This is a genomic window from Microcoleus sp. PH2017_35_SFW_U_B, assembly GCF_020737865.1.
In the GTDB taxonomy this organism is placed as follows: Bacteria; Cyanobacteriota; Cyanobacteriia; order Cyanobacteriales; family Microcoleaceae; genus Microcoleus.
In genome coordinates this window covers 88,465-112,418 of record NZ_JAEQDE010000034.1, presented here as the reverse complement: position 1 = coordinate 112,418, position 23,954 = coordinate 88,465, and the positions used below count along the sequence as shown (strand labels likewise).

General features: G+C 44.4%; 16 protein-coding genes. 5 read left to right on the top strand and 11 right to left on the bottom strand.

Translation table 11 applies throughout. The annotated features are described in order from the left end of the window. Positions 1 to 7: 7 nt before the first annotated feature. The 4 genes from JGK36_RS09145 to JGK36_RS09130 all read right to left on the bottom strand — a co-directional run bounded on the left by JGK36_RS09145 (position 8) and on the right by JGK36_RS09130 (position 4,208). Positions 8 to 880: an Npun_R2821/Npun_R2822 family protein gene (locus tag JGK36_RS09145; RefSeq protein ID WP_293193359.1), complete on the bottom strand. Its 873-nt coding sequence runs from the start codon at positions 878 to 880 to the stop codon at positions 8 to 10. Further along, on the bottom strand, positions 877 to 1,851 hold the full coding sequence (locus JGK36_RS09140; protein ID WP_293196470.1) for an Npun_R2821/Npun_R2822 family protein: 975 nt from the start codon (positions 1,849 to 1,851) through the stop codon (positions 877 to 879). The genes JGK36_RS09145 and JGK36_RS09140 overlap by 4 nt, the downstream gene beginning before the upstream one ends. A gap of 115 nt (positions 1,852 to 1,966) precedes the next feature. Next, positions 1,967 to 2,917, bottom strand: coding sequence for a glycosyltransferase family 10 (locus tag JGK36_RS09135; RefSeq protein ID WP_293196472.1), 951 nt, complete (start codon positions 2,915 to 2,917; stop codon positions 1,967 to 1,969). Between the two features lie 91 nt (positions 2,918 to 3,008). Further along, a complete protein-coding gene (locus JGK36_RS09130) occupies positions 3,009 to 4,208 on the bottom strand; it encodes a glycosyltransferase family 4 protein (protein WP_293196474.1) in 1,200 nt (399 codons plus the stop codon). An 11-nt stretch (positions 4,209 to 4,219) separates the two neighbouring features. On the opposite strand from JGK36_RS09130, the gene JGK36_RS09125 reads away from it, so the two are divergent. Then, the gene (locus JGK36_RS09125; protein ID WP_293200893.1) at positions 4,220 to 4,372 is read left to right on the top strand and encodes a hypothetical protein; all 153 of its coding nucleotides are present in this window, start codon (positions 4,220 to 4,222) and stop codon (positions 4,370 to 4,372) included. A gap of 35 nt (positions 4,373 to 4,407) precedes the next feature. Here the strand turns inward: JGK36_RS09125 and JGK36_RS09120 are convergent, their stop codons facing one another. The 7 genes from JGK36_RS09120 to JGK36_RS09090 form a co-directional block, all read right to left on the bottom strand. Further along, entirely contained in the window at positions 4,408 to 6,408 is a 2,001-nt protein-coding gene (locus JGK36_RS09120) for an ABC transporter ATP-binding protein (RefSeq protein ID WP_293178388.1), read from the bottom strand. An 86-nt stretch (positions 6,409 to 6,494) separates the two neighbouring features. Then, complete coding sequence (locus JGK36_RS09115) at positions 6,495 to 7,652, bottom strand: glycosyltransferase family 4 protein (RefSeq protein ID WP_293178391.1); 1,158 nt, start codon at positions 7,650 to 7,652, stop codon at positions 6,495 to 6,497. 14 nt (positions 7,653 to 7,666) lie between these two features. Then, positions 7,667 to 8,374 (bottom strand): bifunctional 2-polyprenyl-6-hydroxyphenol methylase/3-demethylubiquinol 3-O-methyltransferase UbiG, encoded by a 708-nt coding sequence (locus JGK36_RS09110; RefSeq protein ID WP_293178489.1) that lies wholly within the window; start codon positions 8,372 to 8,374, stop codon positions 7,667 to 7,669. Between the two features lie 116 nt (positions 8,375 to 8,490). Continuing rightward, positions 8,491 to 9,318 carry a hypothetical protein gene (locus tag JGK36_RS09105; protein ID WP_293178394.1) on the bottom strand — a complete coding sequence of 276 codons (828 nt, stop codon included), beginning with the start codon at positions 9,316 to 9,318 and terminating at the stop codon, positions 8,491 to 8,493. After that, complete coding sequence (locus JGK36_RS09100; protein WP_293196478.1) at positions 9,318 to 10,241, bottom strand: alpha-1,2-fucosyltransferase; 924 nt, start codon at positions 10,239 to 10,241, stop codon at positions 9,318 to 9,320. Before JGK36_RS09100 ends, JGK36_RS09105 begins: the two co-directional genes overlap by 1 nt. Positions 10,242 to 10,288: 47 nt before the next feature. Continuing rightward, on the bottom strand, positions 10,289 to 11,290 hold the full coding sequence (galE, locus tag JGK36_RS09095; protein ID WP_293196480.1) for a UDP-glucose 4-epimerase GalE: 1,002 nt from the start codon (positions 11,288 to 11,290) through the stop codon (positions 10,289 to 10,291). Between the two features lie 352 nt (positions 11,291 to 11,642). Further along, entirely contained in the window at positions 11,643 to 11,846 is a 204-nt protein-coding gene (locus JGK36_RS09090) for a hypothetical protein (RefSeq protein ID WP_293178403.1), read from the bottom strand. Positions 11,847 to 12,070: 224 nt separating this feature from the next. Here JGK36_RS09090 and gloB point away from each other — a divergent pair, with 224 nt between their 5' ends. The 4 genes from gloB (at position 12,071) to JGK36_RS09070 (ending at position 23,856) form a co-directional block, all read left to right on the top strand. Further along, positions 12,071 to 12,844 (top strand): hydroxyacylglutathione hydrolase, encoded by a 774-nt coding sequence (gene gloB / locus JGK36_RS09085; RefSeq protein ID WP_293178406.1) that lies wholly within the window; start codon positions 12,071 to 12,073, stop codon positions 12,842 to 12,844. Between the two features lie 731 nt (positions 12,845 to 13,575). After that, the gene (locus tag JGK36_RS09080; RefSeq protein ID WP_293196484.1) at positions 13,576 to 18,669 is read left to right on the top strand and encodes a PAS domain-containing protein; all 5,094 of its coding nucleotides are present in this window, start codon (positions 13,576 to 13,578) and stop codon (positions 18,667 to 18,669) included. Between the two features lie 350 nt (positions 18,670 to 19,019). Next, entirely contained in the window at positions 19,020 to 19,478 is a 459-nt protein-coding gene (rplI, locus tag JGK36_RS09075; RefSeq protein WP_293127513.1) for a 50S ribosomal protein L9, read from the top strand. Positions 19,479 to 19,755: 277 nt separating this feature from the next. Next, positions 19,756 to 23,856 (top strand): replicative DNA helicase, encoded by a 4,101-nt coding sequence (locus tag JGK36_RS09070; protein ID WP_293178412.1) that lies wholly within the window; start codon positions 19,756 to 19,758, stop codon positions 23,854 to 23,856. The last annotated feature ends 98 nt before the right edge of the window (positions 23,857 to 23,954 follow it).

Below are 23,954 nucleotides of genomic sequence, written 5' to 3'. Positions count from 1 at the left end.
TTTATCCTCATCTACTGAAAGGCTGAAGGATTTTTTGCATTAAATTTGGTTTTCTTTCATCCAAATAACGATAATATCGCCAAAGTTTCCAATAAGGAGTACCGGATTTAATTGGTATTCCAGCCCAGTGAATATATTTTAATCTTTTGCCTTTGTCATAAAGCACATAATCTCTTTCCTGAAAATGTGTAGAACCAGCCCAGCTTCCAGGTTCTGCTGCTGAATCTTTAACAAGATTCCAGCGTTTGAAAATTAACTTGAGAATCATATAATTTAGTATAGGCTGGTCTGTGACATTTTGAGTAAAGTCAAAATATTCTCGATGTTCCGAACATTCCCGCAAAATTTCATACATTTGCGATTCTGCAATCGTGCCTTTTCGGGAAGCCCAAAAACCGCTGTTGAATACATCTTGAAGCTGTGAGTCGGTAAAGATATTTTGTTCTTTGACAATGGGTGAAAATATATTTCGCAGTTTTTCGCTGAGGTGGTGATAGTCGCAGCAAAAAAAGTCTACTTCTGAGAGTTTGTTGAGGTTGGCTGCGATGTCTTCAAAGACGATGATGTCGGTATCGATGTACAGAAATTCGTCGAGGGGGCCAAACCAGGCGCAGAGTTTCCGCATTTTGTTGGGAAGGGCTAGAAAGTTGCGATCGAATATTTGGCCAATTTCCCTGGTAAACTGTTCCACAAACCCCAGATTTGGGTACAATTGCACACCATAGAGGCTGCTGAGGGCGGCAGCGACTTGCAGATAATTGTCGTCAAACGGGATTAAAAAAACTGGTACTTGACAATTGTACAGGCGTATGCTGGCTAAAAGGGCGATCGCACTTTCCATCACCTTATCATTAGCAACAATATAAATACCGCGACTCATAAATTTATCCTCAACCTTCTCAAGACTCTTTCTAGCAAACTCGGCGCAGAAATATCAGCATAAGACTTTAGCGGTTCCCTAAAAACCGGCCGCTTCGAGGGTTCGCGGAGATAGCGGTAATGTAGAAACAAATCGCGGTAGGGAAACTCAATATTTTCGCCAGCACAAACTCTCCGAATTAAATCCGGCTGCACCCCAATATAATGAAGGTAAGTCAGGCGATTTCCCTTGTCGTACAAAATGTTATCTCGGGTTTGAAAATGTGGGGAAGTGACACTGCAACCAGTTTTTTCATCATCCGGGAGACTGCAACCAAAATTATAGCTGTTCATCCCCGTTTTCATCACCATATAATTGAGCAACGGCTGTTCTCCCGCACCTGCATAGAGAATTTCCGCCTCCCCAGATAGCAGTTTACCTAACAGCCATTCTCTAGTATCACGGTCAAAAACTCCTTGCTTGCTGGCGTAAAATCCAGAACAAAATATTTCCGAGTCGAGCCGATTTTGCTCAAAAACTTCCAGCAGTTTTGGCGAATCAATGTTGTAGACTTTAGTTGGGTCGCGAAATTGAAAGTCATAAACCACAAAATCATATTTATCTAATTTATCAAAAACCGCATCTAGCGAATTCATTGCTAAAGTATCAGCATCCATGTAAATAAACTTGGCAAACGGGCCGTCGAAAGCGCAAAAGCGGCGGTGCGCGCCGTAAAGCCGGAACTTTTTGCGATTTAAGCGCTCAGGTGCGGCGGCTTGCATAAATTCATCCCATCGCTGAATTGATGCAGTATCTTCATACAGAAAAACATTAGAACGCTTGGCAATTTCAGCTTGAATTTGCTGGATATGTTCGTCAAAAGGATAAATACAGACAGGAGTATTTGAGCCTAAAATAACTTCAATACTGTTGAGAAAAGCAATTAGTTGGTCGTAAACTACATCGTTTGCTAGCGTGCAAATTCCCTTCATATCATGTCCTATCTATTGACCGTAATAACTAAGGTTAGTTCGTAGTGCGGACTTCAGTCCGCTCTCCGGCTGCGGACTTCAGTCCGCACTACGAACCTATTTTTTGTACTATTTCCTAAGATGCAAAATTAGACAGCCAATTGAGCAAGTTCAATTCGTGGAGAATGATTTGCCTAGCTTCAGCAATTTTATCCCTCGCTTCATGCCAACAATCCGGCGTAGCAATCACCTCTTTAATAAATTCTACTCCCTTCTCATCCAAACTGGGAAGCCGCAAAAAACTTCCCGCCGGCAACAACTTATCCGCCGCCGAACCGCCGTAATAAATCGGCAAATTCCAAGCTAATAAAGCATCCCAAAGTTTTTCGCTGACATACCAATCATTTTCTGCATAATTCTCCACAGCCAAATTGTAATAGTAAGGCGCGACAGCGTGCCATTTATTATTAACCGTGCCGTTTCCCTGCGCCCAACTTGGCAAGTTTCGCCCGTAAAGGTCAAAATCTAATTCTGCTTCTTGCAGCAAATTGATAAAATCTAATCTGCGTCGGTGGTTGGCTGTGCGACTAACGCCCGAAGTTATCCAAGAACAGGATTTAGTTTTAGTTGGTGGTGGCATTTCATTCAATTCTCGAAACGAGTTTGAGTGATACCAAATCGCGGGCATATAATTGGGATTGGGCGCAAAATCATCCGGCCCGGAAACGTAACCGCAATAAAGTTTTGCTTGTTCGTAGTTGGCTTTGGTAATTTCAATAACTTCTGCTAAAGGCGGTTCTCTGATTAGATAAATAATCCGTTCTTGGGGGACGTTGCGGAATTTATCTCGAATGTCATTTTCTGGTTTATTATGCCCGTGTCGGCGTATTTTGTCGAGCCATGACTGCTGTTTAGGCTGTCGGGGAAAGTCGAATTGATACATGAGCAAAAAATCTGGTTCCGGGTGATTGGCGAGCATTTGAATGTTGCCCCATTCCCCAAAGTTGTGAGGTGTTTGTTGCCACAGCCAATCGCTTTGATTCATGCCTGGATAGGTGGTGATTGCACTGATAATTATTGGGTTCATTTCTCTCTTAGTCCGCGGAGGCGGACTTTGTTTATGTAGCCGCGGTTTCAACCGCCGGGGCTAGGAATAGGTAATTTAAAATTATACAAAACTAATGAATAATTTGCGATCGCACTTCTTCATCCACATAACTCAAAATCCTCTCGATCCTATTTTCCCACGAAAATTGCTTGACAAAACCCAATGTTTCTGCATAACCTTCGCTTCTCCTCGGATATTTTGCTAAACTATCTCGAATGCTTTGCGCGAACTTGTGCGGGTTATCAGGTTCGCACCAAATGGCAGCTATATTTCCAGATTTGAATTCCATTAAAGATGCAATCTCCGTCGCAACAATAGGAGTTCCCGATGCCATATAATCAAAGAACTTCAAAGGAGATGTGAATGTCGCGGCCTCTGTCTGACAGTGAGGGTGAGTCAAAACATCGGCGGCTTGCAGCAAGCTGGCTAGTTGATTTTGAGGCAGGTAGCCGAGAAAATTGATGTTCTTGACTTGCTTGTCTGTGGCTAACTGCTGGTATGCTGTTACTTGAGATGAGTCACCACCGGCGATCGCAAATTGAACTTCCGGCAACACCCGCGCCACATCCACCAGCATATCCACACCCTTAAACGGGTACAGCCCACCCGCATACACCGCTAAATATTGCCTTCCACCTGCTAATAATCGCTGCCGCCAATTCTCCGCTGCGTCTGTTTGTCTCGCCAGAAACAACTGGTTAAAACCATTGTGCAGCATAATGACTTTTTCCGCTGGCATCCCATTTTGAATCATGCTGTATCGCACAGTATCTGCAACAGTTACAGCAATTTGAAAGAGAGGATTATTAACAACCTCCGGCTCAAATTTCTTATCTTCGTGGTGGTGTTGTTCGTAGATAGCAGGAATCCCGTGTTTAATGGCAGCTTTAACAAAGTTCCAGTCGCGAGTATGAACAATTTTAGTCGATTTCAGCAGGTGAATTGGCAAGTAGTATTTTGAGACTATTGTACTGGAACTTGTCCACTTGCTGTTCAAAAGGTCGATCGGCCACGGCATCGGTAAGTATGCTATTTTTAATTGCTCTTGAATATTGTATATTTGAGCAAGTTTTGCATCGGGTTTTCTCGGTTGAAAAGGATGAAACCAATCAACTGGATTAAAAGCCTTCCATCCTTTACGGATATATACCAAAACTGCTGGATAACCGAGATTTGCTGCGGCATTTGCTGAGTGTGCAACTTGAACTAAGCTGGCTACATTCGGTTGTGGCAAGATATTTCTGGTGAAAAATACATAGTATTTCGACATTGGAATTGGTAATGGGTAATGGTAATTGGCTGGATCGCGGCTGGATCGCGGCTGGATCGCGGCTGGATCGCGGCTGGATCGCGGCTGGATCGCGGCTGGATCGCGGCTGGATCGCGGCTGGATCGCGAGCGAGACGCTCGCACTACTATTCTAATAACAAATAACAAATAACAAATAACTAATAACTAATAACCAATAACTATTTTGTTGCTTGACGTTTAATAGTATTTTCTATAAATTCCAAAGTTTTGAAAATATTAGCAGCCGAGTGATATGATTCTCTGATTAACTCATCTCTTTCTTCGGGAGAATCAACCATTTCATCTACTAGCAACTTCAGGTAAGCTATCATCGGAGTCAGGCGAGTGCGAATTTCGTAAGAACCTCTAATCAAAGCTTCATCGCGAGCGGTTTCTTCGGCAAATTGCATTGAATACAAGCGAGTGTAGTAACCTCCTTTGGCTAGCAATTCTTCGTGAGAACCGATTTCTACGACTTGTCCGCGATCGATCACGGCGATTTTGTCGGCTTTTTGGACTGTGGAGAGGCGGTGGGCGATGACTAAGGTTGTGCGATCGCAACTCAGTTTCTCGATCGCCGATTGCACGTATCTTTCCGAAACCGTATCCAGCGAACTCGTTGCCTCATCTAAAATCAAGATTTCCGGGTTTTGCAGCAAAGCTCTAGCGATCGAAATCCTCTGACGCTGCCCTCCCGATAATATCACACCGCGATCGCCAATTTGAGTATCCAACCCCTCCGACAACCGTTCAATAAACTCATAAGCATTCGCCCCCTGCGCCGCTTCCACAATTTCAGCCTCCGTCGCATCGGGCCTAGCGTAAGCAATATTTTCGCGCACCGAAGCATTAAACAAAAACGTATCTTGGCTAACAATACCCATCGCCTTTCTGAGACTTTTTAGCTCAAATTCGCGCAAATCTCTACCATCTATCGAGATACTACCTTCAGTAGGATCGTAAAATCTCGGCAGTAAATCTGCCAAAGTTGACTTCCCAGAACCCGAAGTTCCTACCAAAGCCAAAGTAGTGCCGTAAGGTAGAAATAAATCAATTCCTTGAAGAACTAAATTTTTGTGATTCGGATAACTAAAAGATATTTTATTAAAACTAATTCCCGATCGCAAATGAGTGTATGGCACAGAACCGTTCAGCATAAACGGCTTCTCATCGCAGCTCAAAAAATCATCAACTACTTCTACGCTAGCTGACGTATTAGCAAATTGACTCCGCCCGCTATTCAACTGAGAAATCAAAGGAATTAACCTAAAAAGTACCAATAAATAGGTCAGCAAAACAGTTGAAATAGACTCAATTTCATTAGCAAATATTGTACGACCGATAAATACAATCAAAATTATCACGATCAAATTAACAACTTCGTTAATTGGGGCAATCGCCGCATAATTTACCTGAGCCTGAAAATCCGCGTGTTCTCGCCTTTGAATTAAATGCTTAATCCGCTGATACTCCCTTTCTTCGTTACCCGTTGACTTAACTAGCCGAATCCCAGTCATGGTTTCCAGCACCCTCACCGAATAATCTTTCGACATTTCAGAAAGCACGAGACCAAAATGCTTAGAACGGTTAATAATATATTGATTTGTGCAAGCAACCAATCCCAACAAAAGCGTAGATGTCAACGTCAACTTCCACGATATAGAAAGCAGCAAACCCAGAAACACCAAAACAGTGACTGAGGTAGTAAACATTCCAATTGCCGTACCAACTGCACTCGCAGTCCGGCCAATCTCTCCGCCCAATCTATTAATCAAATCCCCGACTTTAGTTTTAGAATAAAAATCTAAATCTACTTCTAACAACAACCGCAAACCTGCTTCTCGCAAATCAAAAGTCAGAGAGCGCGTCAGAGAAGTGGCGACTAAAGTATTAATATAGCTAGCAAGATTTTTTAATATAATTGCCAGAACAATCGCCCCGGTCATCAACATTAAACGCTGATTTTCCGGCATTCCCTCAAAGGGATACATCAAACTTTTAATGAGAGGTGGAGCGCCGCGCAGCTCGATAGCTTCCCCCAAAAAAATTAAAAGCACTGGTACAATCAGAGTAGTGCTGATACCGCTGAATAAAGCCCCAGCAAAGCCCAGCATCACAGTTAACACAATCCTGCCCGGATATCGTCTCGCAAATTTTAGGAGTAGCTTATTGGCAGACATGAAGCATTCCCAGCTAAACAGTACGGCATCTCAAAATATTCTTTAATTACAGCCAGTTTTTCTTCCTCCATTCAGTCGCTTCAATTTCACCTATAGCTACCTGCAATTATATCTGAAAGTATCGGTGCCATTGCTTGAATACTATATTTTTTCACGCATCTTTCCCGAGCTTTCATTCCTTGGAAATTGGCGGCTGTAAAATTTTGAAATATCCATTTAATTTTTTGGGAAATTTGATCGGGAGAACTAGGTTCGACTAAATAACCAGTTCCGCCTAAAATTGTAGGAATATCTCCCACGCGCGTAGACAAAACAGGCTTAGCCATTGCCATGCCATCTGTCAGCTTGAGCGGAAACTGAGCCACCGCTGTCAGAGTGTCTCGCTGAGGAACAACGACAACGTGAGCAGCCGCTACAACTTCCGGCATCGTTTCCACAGGAAATTTTGGCAGTTTAACAACCCAACGACCCCATTGTTGCATAAGTCTATCATCATAATCATCATAAGGACTTCCGCCGACGATCGCTAATTTTAAATCGGGCTCATTTAACTGTTCGAGGGCCATCAAAACATCCTCAACACCTTTGTGAGGTCGCGGCGCCCCGGGAAACATCAGAACTCTATAGCCCGACAAGCCGTAACGCTCTCTGCTCAATTCAGGATTGTATTTAACAGGGTCAAACATTTCAGTATCCTTACCATTAGGCAAATATACACCACCAAAACGCTGTTTTAAAAACTCTGTATCAACGGTGACAGCATCAGCACGGGAAACTAAACCTTCCATCCACTTGACATATAGCGGATGATCCGGTTCTCGCAATTGACCATTGTGTTTAAAAATATCTCGATAAAGTTGCTTAAAAGAAGGGCGATATTTCCATTCGTCACCGCCGAACCAGCTAAGTTCCCAGTCATCAATGTCTAAAATGAGAGGGCGGCGAGTATCGAGTTTTTTGAGCAGCGATAAACCAAAACTTGTAGGCTTAGGTTTCACTGCATAAATAATATCCCCATCGATTTTTTTCAATAATTTTTGAACATCCATCAAAAACCCTGGATAGTTTTTCCCCGGTATCGCACATACGGGGATGCCTGTCGGAGGAATAGCATACAATTCCTTACCAAACTGAAATCCCACAACTTCTACATCACATTTAAGCTCGATTAGGACTTGAGCTAGTAGAAAAGCACGAATTGCACCTCCTCCAGACAAATCGCTCACCACTAATGAAACTTTCACTTGGTAATTTTTTATTAAAAAAGTTGCTTTATTTTCCTGCTTAAACGATCTTTTGTCAAGGGTAGCAAAGCAAAAAATATTTTTTTCAGTGAAATCCTTGGATCTTTTAAGGCTAAAATATCTTTGATTTCTTGTCTTAATTTGGTAGCTGCTGATGCCGTTCGCAAGTAAAGCTGCGGATGAATTAAGGAAAGCTGAAAAATGTTAGTTCTCGCTGCCTCTTTTTGCAAGACTGGATTTGTTGTTAAATATTCCCGATTCGCAAATATAAGTATATTCTGGGCGTAGTACCATTTAACTCGCTCATTTTGCCATATTTTATGTCTCATGCAGTCAATCGCCACATATCCTTGCTCTTGAAAGAGTTTCGCCCAATAGTCTGGCCACTGTTCGTTAACGTGATTTGTTCCCCCTTGAAATGGTACTGCGGCAGAGAATAAAATCACTGGGCCAAGCTTCACTAAAGACTCTATAAATACTCGGGCACACTCTGGGGGCAAGTGTTCTGCTACTTCTAGAGAAACAACTAAATCAAATTGTTGTTGGACGCGCAAAGGTTGGGTTAAATCTAATGCTAAAAACTTGTTTTCAGGGATTTCTAGCATTTTGATATCTACCCAATCACCGTCTATTCCTAAAAAATCTTCAACGCCGAATTCTTGGAATGCGGACAGCCAAGTCCCCGTACCGCAACCGACATCAATTACTCGTTTGGGCTGCACGAATTCCCAAAGGATAGGGATAATTTCTATGGCTGATTCGTAGGAGGTTGTTTGTAAGTATTGATATAATTCTTTGGTATAATGTTGCACGGCCTAGAGTAGTAAGTTGGTCAAGTTTATTTTAAGCGCCAGGGATTGTTAATTTGATTTGGTAAAAATATTTTAGCGGTGCGATCGACTATTCGAGTAAAAAGCGATCGCGTGACGTTCTTTGCGTACTGCGGGCGGTAGGGGTAGGTGCAGTGCATGACTTTTATCGGTTTGTCGATCGCATAAGCATCTTTCCACTTATCCAAATAGTTGTACACAGGGGACAATGTTCTCATTTGCGGTTTCACAGATTCAATAGCAGCAGCAAAAGCACCCTGGTCTTTCAAAAGTAGCACATTTTGATGCGCCACTACTATCTCGAAATATTTCTTAAATTCCGCGAACAATTCCTGATTTGTACTGCTTTTCGTAAAAGCAATAAATCCGCCATTGTATTGAATGGTATTTTTGTTTAGTGGCAATCCCACAGACTGCAAAGTTGACAGAATATCTTGCTTGACTCTTAATAAATTGCTCGCTTTCGCAATCGCAGGCTGCACATCTTCTGTCACCAACAAATCTACCTCATCAAGATAGCCGAAAACCTCATCTATTGGCGACAGCAAACAAATATCGCAATCCATATAAATAGTTTTCTCAAACAGAGATTCCCCGTACAAAGACAGCTTGGCTTGGCGCGACGCTAAAACAGGATTTTCGTGAGAGGGTGCTCTTTGCAATATGACATTTCCAAACACCTGAAGTAAAGGATATAAAATTCGAGGTACTCTATCTATTAAAATAATAATTGGTTCCTGGTGAAATTTCCTGACGGACGCCAGAAAATGAACGCAATCTTGGAAAGAGTAAAGACCTGTTAAAATAGTGATAAATCCCTTAGTTGCTAGTTTCATTAGTGCGTCCACTCCCAAAAACTCTCGTTCCAGTTATCTCGATAATTAAAAATTCCTTCCCATTCATAAAAATGCACAAAATCTTTCAAGTTAATTACTTTATTGATATTTTTGAGCATATAAAGAGGTTTTTCGCCATAAAAAGAAGCCCACATAGTATAACTACTAGGCGGCCCGACAATATAGTCGCACTCAGCCAAAGCATAGATATCTTCGATTAAATGACCGTTAGCAAAAACGCAGTTAAAATCATCAAATAACTTAGGATTTTGCTGAATATTAGAGCAAATCAAAAACTTGATTTTGTTACTTTCAAATAGTTTGACTATTGAATTCATCACTTCTAAGTATTGCTCAGTTGTGTAAAAGTATCTCCCCTTTTGGTGCTGAGCATAATCCCCTTGACGGATGTGAACTCCAACGATCGTATCTGCGTTATTTTTTACATTCAATATCAAACTATCTACATTGATTTTATATTGTTGTAATGGTGTAAAGTAGGATCTAATCTCATCGGCGTACTTATACAACTTTGGCAAATCTTCTACAAACCAGCCATCTCGAAATAACCAGCCTTTAAAACAAACAATTGAACTATTTTTTATTGCTTGAATATCCCGATAATTTATCCAATTAAACGGCTTTTCTCTGGTAATTTCTTGCGTTTTAAAGATATTTTTATTGCTTAAATTATTGATGAGTTTAAAATATTGATTTCTGATAAATCTGTTACCTGATACGGTAAAATATGGAGGAGGATAACAGCACAATAAATCTTTGTTCGTGTCTACAAAGAATTCTGCATATTCTTCAAAAGCTGGATTGAGGACAGTGCAATTATGCTCGATCGCCCAAGCTATGAAATTGGCAAAAAGCAGCAGTCTGTTGCCTAGTTGTCCCGATTTAGCAGATATTATCAACATAGTCGCTATTTTGGTTAAGGTAAGGTGCGCGGCGCGCACCCTACAGACTAAGGGTGATGACGTTTTTGGTGCCACTGCCAAGCGTGAGTTACAATATCCTTAATGTCGGGATATTCTGGAGACCAACCCAAGGTTTCGATCGCCTTTTTGCTGCTGCCAACCAAACTAGGCGGGTCTCCCGGACGCCGATCGCACTCCACAGCCTTAATCTCTTTTCCCGTCACTTGGCGGGCTGTTTCAATCACCTCTTTTACCGAAAACCCGCCACCGTTGCCCAAATTAAAGAAATCTGATTTGCCGTCATTTAGCAAATATTCTAGCCCTAAAATGTGAGCTGACGCCAAATCGTTAACGTGAATGTAATCGCGAATGCAAGTACCGTCAGGAGTATCGTAATCGGTGCCGAAAATTGCGATCGAATCTCGTTTTCCCAAAGCAGCGAACAACACCAACGGGATCAGGTGAGTTTCGGGCTTGTGATCTTCTCCTAACAACCCGTTCGGATCGGCTCCAGCGGCGTTAAAATAGCGAAAACAAACAGACTTAAAATTGTACGCCGCGTCAAAGTCTGACAAGATACTTTCTACCATTAACTTAGTAGCACCGTAGGGATTGATCGGATTTTGCGGGTGGTCTTCGGTGAGGGGGATTTTCTGCGGTACGCCGTAAGTCGCGCAAGTAGAAGAAAACACCAATTTCTTAATCCCAGCAGCAATCATCGCTTCCAAAAGTGTAATCGTGCCGATGACGTTGTTCCGGTAATATTTAGCTGGATCTGTAACAGATTCGCCGACGTAAGCGTAAGCAGAAAAGTGCATTACCCCTGCAATGTTGTGGGTGGCGAACAAGTTGTCGAGAAGTGCGCGATCGTTTGTATCACCAACTACTAACCCTACTTGCAAAACCTGCTCTACTATATCTCGGTGGCCGTAAACTAAATTATCTAAAATCACTACACCGTAACCGGCATTTTTCAGCGCTAATACTGCGTGAGAGCCAATATATCCAGCTCCGCCTGTTACCAAAATTGTTGGTTTTTCTGTACTCATATTATTCTGGGTTGTTTTGTAGCTGTAACTGTCGATGAGATTGCAATACGGTTGGGTTAAGCCTGTTTATGCCCCGGAGATCCCCCTCGCATCCCCCTTAAGAAGGGGGACGAAAGAGAATTCTCTTGTCCCCCCCTTTTTTAAGGAGGCTGTGAGAATTCTCTTGTCCCCCGATTTTTAAGAGGGCTTTGAGAATTCTCTTGTCCCCTCATTTTTAAGGTTTGTGAGAATTCTCTTGTCCCCCCCATTTTTAAGGAGGCTGTGAGAATTCTCTTGTCCCCCCCTTTTTTAAGGGGGGTTAGGGGGGATCGGCGTTAACTGCAACTGTGGATTATCTTGTGAATTTACCAGCTCAATCGATGAACTTGAGGCGACCAATTTGGATGTAATCAAATATCCGATTGATTTGATATCGATCCTCCTCTGAAATTTTATCATCAGATAGGATCGTAGAAGTCAAAACTAAATGTTCCCGGCGAGAGATTTTGCCAGACGTGACAATCCGATCGACCATTTGAGAAATTGTTAAGTTGGATTTGTTTTGAGATGTTCGCATTTATTCGATCGCATTTATGTCAGAATATTTAAAGCTGCTGGGAGTTCTCGACCTAAAAATCGTCTGTACCAGACTGCAAAGCAATTTGTGGAACAGCAGAAACAATGTATCAGAGTTTTACTTCCAAAGATAGATGCGCTGATTATAGAATTCTGCATTATGCCTTCGGAACACGCTCACAATATTTTAATTGTATAATATTTTTTCTAGAGAGGCTGTTTTCTATGCAGGTCTATCGGATTCCGGTACTGTCGGACAATTACATTTTCTTGCTGTACGACCCCGATCGCCATACAGTAGCAGTGGTCGATCCAGCGCAAGCAGAACCGGTCTTGCAGCAAGTGCGATCGCTCAAAGCCGAATTAATCGCAATTTTCAACACGCACCACGATCGCGATCACGTAGGCGGCAACCAGCAACTGATCGATCGCTTCCCCCAAATTACAGTTTACGGCGGCGCCGAAGACCGAGGCAGAATTCCCGGACAGCAAGTATTTTTACATCAGGGCGATCGCGTTGAATTTGGCGATCGAACCGCCGAAATTTTCTTCGTGCCCGGCCACACAAAAGCCCACATAGCCTACTATTTCCCGCCCAGCAACCCAGGGGAAACGGGCGAATTGTTCTGTGGAGACACTTTGTTTGCTGGAGGCTGTGGCAGACTCAAAGAAGGCACTCCCGCCCAAATGCTAGCTTCCCTCGAACAATTGCGAAACTTGCCCGACAATACCAGAGTTTGGTGCGCCCACGAATACACGCTGACAAACTTGCAATTTGCCATTAGTGTAGATCCCGACAATCCTGAGTTACAGCAGCGCTTGGCAGCAGTTAAAGAAGCTCGCAGCCGATCGCAACCTACAATACCATCATCGATCGGCATCGAGAAAAGCACAAACCCCTTTTTGCGCTGGGATTTTCCGAGTCTTCAGTCAGTCGCCAACAGTCAAGATTCAGTGCAAACCTTCGCTCGATTGCGCGGGATGAAAGACCGATTTTGACAGTTGACAGTTGACAGTTGACAGTTGACAATTGACAGTTGACAAAAGAAGGAAGGGTCTTGGAGTAATGAATCGTCTGATTTTAATTTTTCTTTAAAAAGGAGAGGCTTTCAACCAATTCTTTCTGGTATAGCCCTTCTCAAAAAAGTGAGCTATGACATATGCCCTATGCCCATGCGTACCTCATCTTTTTGAGAAGGGCTATAAATGTCTGTATTGGGTTAAGTTGGGGGCACGAACCAAAGTAAAAGGCGATCGGTCTAAACATCAGAAGAGCCGTGGCACTGGAGGAAAAATAGACCGCTATATTGGGTAAATGCGATCGCCATTTACCGTTAACACCAAGATAGCCTTGCCAAAATTTGCGATCGGGTTTAGTTAAAGCAATTGGGTTTTTCGTTACCTGCGCGCAAGTGCGATCGGATCGCCCTCGAAAACAAGCAACAGCAGGCGATCGCAATCTACAGAAACGTTGAATAATGATGAGACCGATCGCTCATTTGCCACAGCCAGAAAATTGCCTCTCGCCTTTGCTTACACAACTGGTCAAGGCGTGGAGCTCTGGTATAAAATAAATTGTCGAGATATTGAAATTCCAGCAGAACGATCGACATCTCTCTGAGGTTTGAATTGTCAGCCTGTTTGCATCAAAAGTTTTTGTGATTATTTCCTTATATATAATTGATGAGTACGATTAGCTTTGCCACAAGTAAAACGATCTTTGTTAAAAGATGAAAAATCTAGGCAATACTGAACCCCAAGCGAAAATAGACTCCTCTGTTTCAGAGGATTCTAACAAAGCACTCAACCCGAGTGCAGCTTTGCAAACAGATGTAGGGATGGTTCTGCAATTGGCAGACGGCAGCATTCAGGCGTGCAATTCTCGCGCCGAGAAACTGTTGGGGATGACAGCAGAACAAATGCAGGGAAACACTTCCATCAACTGTCCGTGGCAGACTCTGCGTGAAGATGGCTCGGATTTTCCTGGGGAGATGCACCCGTCTATGGTGGCGCTGCAAACCGGGAAACCCTGCTCAAATGTCATCATGGGCTTCTATCAACCACAGGGAGAATTGATTTGGTTGAAGATCAATTCTCAACCTTTATTTCAGGGAGATCGATCGACTCCCTACGCCGTAGTTACCACCTTTATAGAAATCGGTCAACCTGGGCCAAGATTCGTCGGTGACGCGCCCGCCCAACAACAGTCAGACACCCTCGAAAGTATTTCCGACGGGTTCTTTGCTTTGGATCGAAACTGGCGGTTTACCTACGTTAATTCTCAAGCGGCGCGGTGGATAAATCGACTCTCGAAAGATTTGATCGGCAACACCGTTTGGGAAGAGTTTCCCGAGTCTGCGGGCAGTTTGTTCGATCAGGAATTTCGCCGCTGCGCCACAGAGCAAGTTACAGTTAGTTTTGAATCTTTTTATGGGCCGCTCAATGCTTGGTATGCGGTACGAGCTTATCCGATCGCATCGGGAATTGCCGTTTATTTTCAAGATGTTACCGAGCAGAAAGCCGATCGGGCTGCTTTTATTAAACAAGGGCAAACGGCGCACCAACAACTAGCAGAAATCGAGGCAATTTATGCTAGCGCGCCGATCGGACTTTGCTTTATCGATACCGACTTGCGATTTGTCCGCATCAACTCGCGCCTCGCAGAAATTAACGGAGTTCCCGCCGCCGCCCACATCGGTAAAACATTGCGCGAAATCTTGCCGCAACAAGCTGATGATTTAGAGCCGCTTTACCGAGAAGTTATAGCCACTAAAGTTCCCGTCGAACAGCTCGAAATTCACGGGGAAAACTCAGCGCAGCCGGGAGTAGAACGTAGTTGGCTGTTGAGTCTCTATCCGCTGAAAGCCCAGGACGATCGCGTGCTGGGCGTGAATGTGATGGTGCACGAAATTACCGATCGCAAAGCTCGCAAAAAAGAAATTCAACGGCTCAACCAGGAACTACAGCGCAGAGTTAACGAACTGCAATCAATATTTGATGCTGTACCCGTCGGGATCGCGATCGCCCACGATCCAGAGTGTAATGTAATTCGCACTAACAGGTTTGCTCAGTCGATGCTAACAGTGCGGCCGGATGCCAATGTTTCTGCAAGCGGAGACGAAGCCGCACTCCTTCCCTTCAGACTGCTTAGCAACGGCCAGGAAATCCCGCCAGAAGAGCACCCAATGCAGCGGGCGGCGGCTTCGGGTGCCGAATTGCGAGATGCGGAATTTCAAATGGTGCGATCGGATGGGGCGACGTTTGATTGGTTGATGAATGCGGTGCCGTTATTTGACGCACAGGGCGCAGTCTGCGGCTGTGTCTCGGCGTTTGTGGATATTAGCGATCGCAAACGAGCGGAGGCAGCTTTGCGCGACTCTGAGGAACGCTACCGCACTTTGTTTGAGTCCCTAGACGAAGGCTTTTGCGTCATCCAAATACTGTTTGACGACAACCAAAAGCCGATCGATTACCGCTTTTTGGAAATCAATCCGGCCTTTGAGAAACAAACCGGACTCGTACAAGCTGCGGGCAAAACTGCGCGGCAGCTCGTTCCAGAACTCGAAAATTATTGGTTCGAGATCTACGGCAAAGTTGCGCTGACAGGCGAACCAGCGAGCTTTGAACACGGCTCCGAAGCCATGAACCGCTGGTTTGAGGTTTCAGCGTTCCGCACGAGCGAGCCCCAGAGCCGCAAAGTCGCCATACTTTTCAAAGACATCAGCGATCGCAAACAGGCGGAAAATCGCCTGCGGGAACAGTCAGAGCAACTGCGGCTGTTCGTCAAACATTCGCCTGCGGGGGTGGCGATGTTTGACCGCCAGATGCGGTATATGCTGGTGAGCGATCGCTGGCTGGAAAGTTACGGGCTGGGCGCTCAAAACATTGTAGGTCGATCGCACTACGAGATATTTCCAGAATTGTCCGATCGTTGGAGACAAATCCACCAGCGCTGTCTGGCGGGAGCAGTCGAAATGTGTCCAGAAGATCCGTTTCCCCGCGCTGATGGTTCGATAGACTGGGTGCGCTGGGAAATTCACCCTTGGCGAACCAACAGCGGTGAGATTGGCGGGATCATGATTTTTTCCGAAGTAATCACCGATCGCAAAAACGCTGAACTCGCGCTGCAATTGGCAAACCAGCAAGTCAGCAATATTATCGAAAGTATTACCGATGCCTTTATCGCGATCGATGCACAATGGCGCTATACCTACGTTAATGCCACTGCTGAAAAACTTCTGGTGCGATCGAGAAACGACTTGTTAGGTCGATCGATCTGGGAGATATTCCCCGCCGAAGCAGAATCCAACTCAAGGCTGTATCAAGAATTTCATCGAGTCGTTTCCGAGCAAGTTTCTGTCAAGTTTGAAGAGTTTTCGCCGTCGCTTCAAAGGTATATAGAAGTCAGCGTCTATCCAGCAGCCGATGGACTTACGGCTTATTGGAGCGATATTGGCGATCGCAAACGCACAGAAGAAGAACTGCGGCAAAAAAATGCAATTTTGAACGTAATTAACGAGTCAGCGCCCACGCCAATTTTTGTTAAAGATCGACAAGGATGTATTATTTATGCCAATCCAGCCACCCTGGAGGCGCTGGGAAAACCTGCTGCTGAAGTAATTGGCCGGCGCGATCGCGATTTATACGCAGTAGCAGAACTGGGAGCCACAGTCTCGGAAAACGATCGGCGGATTATGGAATCCGGTCAAACAGAAATCGTCGAAGAATCTCCCGATGGCGTTCGGACTTTTCTGGGAATGAAAGCTCCCTACCGCAACGAAGCCGGAGAAGTAATCGGCTTGATTGGCATCTCCAACGACATCACAAAACGCAAGCGAGCCGAAGTCGCACTGCAAGAAAAAACGAAGTTACTCCAAGTAATTATAGACAGCATTGGTGACGGTTTGATTCTCGCCAACCAACAAGGGGAGTTTGTGCTGTTTAACCGCGCCGCCGTGAGAATATTCGGTCAGCTAACCAATGAAAAATCCTCTCAGGAATGGTCGAGCACCTACGGACTATTTTTGCCAGACCAAAAAACCCTTTTCCCCGAGGAGGAACTACCTCTAACCAGAGCAATCAAAGGTGAATATGTCAATGATGTAGCGATATTTGTCCGCCACCAAGATTGCGAAGATCGCTGGATCAGTATCAGCGGTTATCCGGTAGTTGATACCAGCAGAGAAATCACAGGCGGAGTGATTGTCTGTCGGGATATCACAGAACGCAAACAATCAGAAGCCGCGCTGCAAGAGAGCGAACAGCGATTCCGCTATATGGCTAACAACGCTCCATTTATGGTCTGGGTAACAGACTCTACAGGCTACTGCACTTTCTTGAGCGACAACTGGTATGAATTCACAGGTCAAACTGAGGAAACAGGTTTGGGATTTGGTTGGATAAACGCGGTGCATCCAGAAGACCGAGAATACGCCCTTAACGGATTTTTGAGGGCCAACGAACGCCAGGAACATTACAGCATGGAATTTCGCTTGGGGCGCAAAGATGGCGGATATTCTTGGGCGCTGGATGCGGCGGCTCCCAGATTTACCGACAGCGGACAATTTGAGGGTTATATCGGTTCTGCGATCGACATTACAGAGCGCAAACAAGTGGAAACCGAGCGCGATATGGTTCTGCAATTGGAACAAACGGCGCGCGCGGAAGCCGAACGAGCTAACCGGATTAAAGACGAGTTTTTGGCGGTGCTTTCTCACGAGTTGCGATCGCCCTTAAATCCGATTTTAGGCTGGTCGCAACTGCTGCTCGGCGGCAAACTGAGCGCGGCTAAAACCGCCCAAGCCTTCGAGACGATCGAACGCAACGCCCGACTGCAATCTCAATTAATCGAAGACTTGCTCGACGTGTCTCGGATTCTGCAAGGAAAACTCAGATTGAATGTTGCTCCGGTGAATGTCGGCACCATTATCTTGTCTGCTTTGGAAACCGTGCAACTAGCAGCCGAAGCTAAAAAGATTCAAATTCAAACAATCTTAAATCCAGATATCGGACTCGTTGTCGGCGATACAGGTCGCTTGCAGCAAATTGTGTGGAACTTGTTATCTAACGCGGTGAAATTCACGCCCGAAGGCGGTCGAGTAGAAGTTAAATTAGCGCAAATCGCACACGAAGTTCAAATTCAAGTTTCAGACACGGGTAAAGGGATTATTCCCGATTTTTTGCCCTATGTTTTCGAGCATTTCCGACAAGAAGACGGCGCCACAACTCGCAAATTTGGCGGCTTGGGATTGGGATTGGCGATCGTCCGCCAACTGATTGAACTTCACGGCGGAAGGGTGTTTGCAGAAAGCCCCGGAGAAGGTCAAGGAGCGACGTTTACGGTGAGATTACCGCTATTAAATGATGATTCTAGAACGCAGGATGAGACAGAACGTCATTCATCTGAGAGTGCCAATCTTTCATCTTTGCCGCTCGCTGGATTGAGAATTTTGGTAGTAGATGATGAGCCGGACTCGCGCGATTTTGTCGCCTTCGTGCTAGAGGACGCGGGTGCAGAGGTGATTTCCCTGTCATCTGCTGCTGAGGTGCTGCTGTCGATCGCCCAAACTGCACCGGATCTGATCGTCAGCGACATCGGAATGCCCGAGATGGACGGGTATATGCTGATTCGTCACATCCGCACTCAGCTTGGGGTACAGGGTCGGGAGTTGGTAGCGATCGCCCTAACAGCCTATGCTGGAGAAGCCAACGAGCGTCAAGTTTTGCAAGCCGGATTTCAAAAGCACTTATCTAAGCCGATCGATCCAACCCAGTTAGTTGCTACAGTAGCGCGGGCGATCGGCCCAAAGCTAAAAAACCCATAATAGGTTCGCAGTCAGTTGACAGTTGACAGTTGACAGTTGACAGCTTGTCAGTCAGATCCGTCGAAGGGTTGACGGTTGACAGTTGACAGAAGTCCCACGGAATAAGGATGAGATATCATTTTTGGTGCATTCATCCGTCTACAGCGAAGGTGGTGCAGAAATCGGAGAAGACTCTTCGTCCTTACTACGAACCTGATTAAGAAGGACTCTTAGTCCTGTCAACTGCCAACTGCCAACTGCCAACTGCCAACTGCCAACTGCCAACTGCCAACTCTTCCTTCTCCCTTGCGATCGCCCGTCAAACTTCGCTATTATAGAAAGTTGCAGTTAAAACCCCACAATCAACGATCATGGCCAAGCGCGTCCAATTAGTTTTAAACAAAGATGTCAGCAAACTCGGCAAAGCTGGCGACGTAGTAGAAGTAGCCCCAGGCTACGCCCGCAACTACCTAGTACCCCAAGGAATGGGATTTAAAGCCACTCCCGGCATTCTCAAGCAAGCAGCCCGCCGCAGAGAAGAAGAAAGACTGCGCCAGCTAGAGCTCAAGCAGCAAGCCGAAGTCCGCAAAACCGCCCTGGAAGCAGCCGGGCCTTTCATCATCTCCAAGCAAGTCGGCGAAGGAGACGCGATTTTTGGTACAGTCACCAACCAAGAAGTAGCAGAGCTGATCTTCAACTCTACCAGTCAAGAAGTCGATCGGCGCGGCATCACCCTGCCCGAAATTCGCGGCACTGGTACATACAAAGCTGAAATCAAACTCCACGCAGAAGTTACCGCCGAAGTTGATGTTCAAGTTGTCCCGATGTAATTTGGTATTGGGAATTGGGAATTGGGAATTGGGAATTGGGCATAGGGCATAGGGAATTGGGCATAGGGAATTGGGCATAGGGAATTGGGCATAGGGAATTGGGCATAGGGCATAGGGCATAGGGCATAGGGCATTGTCATTTGTTTTTCCACTAACCACTAACCAATAACCACTAACCACTAACCAATAACCAATAACCACTAACCAATAACCACTAACCAATAACCAATAACCAATAACCAATAACCAATAACCAATAACCAATAACTATTGACTAATGAGCGATTTGATGCCGACAAATATAGAGGCAGAGGAAGCAATTTTGGGCGGGATTTTAATCGACCCCGAAGCTATTTCCCGAATTTCTGAAATCTTGCGACCAGAGTTTTTTGCCATCACCGCTCATCAAGTCATTTATCGATCGGCATTAGGGCTATTTTTGCAAGGTCAACCGACGGATTTAATGACCGTAACGACTTGGCTGACGGATCGCAACCAGTTAGAACAAGTCGGAGGATTAACTAAATTAGCACAATTAGTCGATCGCACAGTTTCAGCAGTCAACATCGACCAATATGCAGCTTTAGTCGAAGACAAATATCAGCGGCGCCGATTGATCGAAGCGGGCAACAACATAGTACAATTAGGTTACGAGACATCAGCGCCACTAGAAACAGTCTTAGACCGTGCCGAACAAGAAGTTTTCGGCATCACTCAAGACCGCCCGCAACAAGATTTAGTATCGATCGGCGAAACCCTAAACCAAACATTTCAAGACTTAGAAAATCGCAATGAAGGCCTCACGCTTCCCGGTATTCCGTGCGGTTTTTATGATTTAGATGCCATGACAGGCGGCTTTCAGCGATCGGATTTAATCATCGTTGCTGCCAGGCCGGCAATGGGCAAATGCCAAGCAAGCTCTACCATAACGCTTCAAAGCGATGGAAGCCTTGCTACCATTGAAGAAATCTATCAAAAACGTCAAGCTGAATTACTAACTTTAGGAAAAGATTGGAAGTTTCATCTAACTAGACCATCTGCTTTTATAGATGATGGAATTAAGCCTGTATTTCGCGTCACAACCAGATTGGGACGCTTTATAGAAACTACAATTACACACCCATTTTTAACAATTAAGGGTTGGCGGCAGTTGGGGGAAATACAAGCAGGCGATAAAATTGCTGTACCCCGCAGGATGGATGTTTTTGGTAAAGAAACCATTCGTGACTGTGAAGTTAAGTTATTGGCTTATCTAATTGGCGATGGGTGTTTGACACGCAGCGCGCCGCACTTCACCAATGGAAATACTGCTATACTAGAAGACTTTGCTAAGGCTGCTACTAGCTTCGGAGGTCTTAGGCTGCGATACAACGATCAAGGGAGACGCGCACCAGAATATTACGTCATGGGCGATCGAGACAGTTACAAAGACAAAATATCTTTCTTTGGTCTGAATTTGCAAAAAGTCCTTAAAGAACAACATTTGTATGTTAAAGAATTTGCTAAAATATTGAAGGTTTCACCCGATTTAGCCTCGGATTGGGTGCTAGGATTGGCATTCCCAAAGCAAAAATTATTTAGTCGCATCTGTGAAACTTTAGATGTCGCTCCCAAAAAACTAGCCGGCCCGGGAATGGAGGCTATTAATACCTTGCATCAAAACCCGCTGAGATACTGGTTAGAAGAATTAGGTCTGATGGGAAAAAATGCTCACCAGAAAACAGTACCAGACATAGTTTTTAGATTGGAGCGATCGCAAATTGCCCTTTTCCTCAACCGCCTCTTTTCCACTGACGGCTGGGCTACCCTACTTACCAGCGGTCAATCTCAACTAGGCTACTGTTCTGTCAGCGAAGGACTAGCTAGACACGTACAGCATCTACTGCTGAGATTTGGCATCATTGCCGCCCTCAAAAAACGTTTAGTTAAATATAAAAATACTCGTAATCCAGCTTGGTTTATAGATATTACTGATGCTATATCTATCAAAATATTTATATCAGAGATTGGCATTTTTGGCAAAGAAGAAGCATTGTTTAAAGTTAAAGAAGCACTAGAAAACAAAAAATCTCACAATAACCGTGATTTAATTCCTGTCGAGGTTTGGGAATACATAGCATTAGCCAAAGGCAACGAATCTTGGGCATCCTTAGCAAAACGCGCAGGCATCAAAGGTTATTCCAATATTCACGTTGGTCAACGTGCGCTGTCCAGGCAAAGACTTTTGGTTTTAGCAACTGCTTTAAATAATTCGTGGCTGAAACAACTTGCAGATAGCGAGGTTTACTGGGATGAAATAGTTTCGATCGAACCGATGGGAAACAAGCAAGTCTATGACTTAACTATCCCGGAGACACACAATTTTGTTGCTAATGATATCTGCGTTCACAATACGGCCTTTTGTACCAACATCGCGCACCACATCGCCGCCGGAGGGCAAAAATTACCGGTTGCCGTTTTTAGCTTGGAAATGTCGAAAGAACAGCTAGTGCAGCGTATTCTGTCCAGTGAAGCCAAAATAGAAAGTAATAGGTTGCGATCGGGCAGAATCAGTCAAAACGAATGGGAGCCAATCAGTACAGCCATTGGTAACTTATCAGAACTACCGCTGTTTATTGATGATACTCCTAATATTACCGTGATGGAGATTCGCTCCAAAGTCCGCCGCCTCCAAGCAGAACAAGGCGGATCTCTCGGATTAATCTTGCTAGATTACCTGCAATTAATGGAAGGTAGCAGCGACAACCGCGTGCAAGAATTATCTCGAATTACCAGAAGTCTCAAAGGTTTAGCCCGCGAGATCAACGTGCCGATTATTGCTTTGTCTCAGTTGAGTCGAAGTGTGGAAGCGAGGACAAATAAGCGGCCGATGATGTCGGATTTACGGGAAAGTGGATGTCTGAGTGGTGATAGTTTAGTTACTATGGCTGATAGTGGATTAGAAGTCCCGATTCGCGATTTAGTCGGTAAATCTGGCTTTGCTGTTTGGGGATTAAATTTAGATACCATGAAACAGGAAAGAGCAATGGTGACTAATGCTTTTTCTACTGGAATCAAGCCAGTATGGGAGATGACAACTTGCTTGGGGAAATCGATTACAGCAACAGGCAATCATAAGTTCTTTACATCAGATGGTTGGAAGCGTTTAGATGAATTAAAAATAGGTGATCGAATTGCTACACCTCGCTCAATTCCTTGTACTGAAGTGCAGACGATGGGTAATGCTGAATTAGCTTTACTAGGACATTTAATTGGTGATGGTTGTACTTTACCTCGACATACCATTCAGTACACGACGCGAGAATTAGATTTAGCTGAATTAGTGGCACACTTGGGTAGAGAAGTATTTGGTGATGAAATTAATTCCCGTATCAAACGCGAACGTGATTGGTATCAAGTTTATCTCCCTGCTAGTTATCATCTCGCTCCCAATATTAAAAATCCGATTACTAAATGGCTAGAACAATTAGAAGTCTTTGGTTTACGTTCCCATGAAAAATTTATTCCCAGTTTAGTATTTACCCAACCCCAAGAATCGATCGCTCTTTTCCTTCGACACCTATGGGCAACCGATGGTTGTATCCGCACGAGTAAAGACAATTCCCACTATCCCAGTATTTATTATGCGTCTAGTAGCAAAAAACTAGCGCGGGGAGTTCAATCGTTATTATTAAGATTGAATATTAATGCCTCCTTAAAATCAGTTTGCCAAGGTAATAAAGGACGAACTCAATATCAAATATGGGTAAGTGGGAAGCAAGATATAGAGAAATTTGTAGATCGGATTGGTGCGGTTGGCAATTATAAACAAGAAAGTTTAGCCCTAGTCAAAATATATCTAGAAAATTCTGGACGGGCTAATACAAACCGAGATTTAATTCCTAACCAAGTTTGGCGAACCCAAGTTAATATTGCCCGAGAAAATTTAGGTTTAACAACTAAACAAATTAAATCAGTTTTGGGCGTGCGCTATTGTGGCGACAGTTCCTATCAATGTGATGTCAGCCGAGAACGAGCTACGCAGTTAGGGACTCTTCTAGGCTCTGAGGAAATTAGGAAAATTGCTGTTAGCGATGTCTATTGGGATAAGATAAAAAAAATAGATTTCATCGGCGAAGATATGGTTTACGATCTAACAGTAGATAAAGTTCAAAACTTTTCTACACAAGGATTGTACGCTCATAATAGCATCGAGCAGGACGCTGATTTAGTAATTATGTTGTACCGCGATGAATATTACAATCCCGATTCGCCCGATCGCGGAATTGCCGAAGTCATCATCACCAAACACAGAAACGGCCCCACAGGCATCATCAAACTATTATTTGACGCCCAATTTACCTCGTTCCGCAATTTAGCATCTCCGAAGCGCTCTTAAATCAACTCAAACGAACGCGGTAAAATAGGTTTGTAGTCAGGACTTCAGTCCTAATTGACTAATAGTCTAATCAGAGGACTGAAGTCTTCACTACGAAC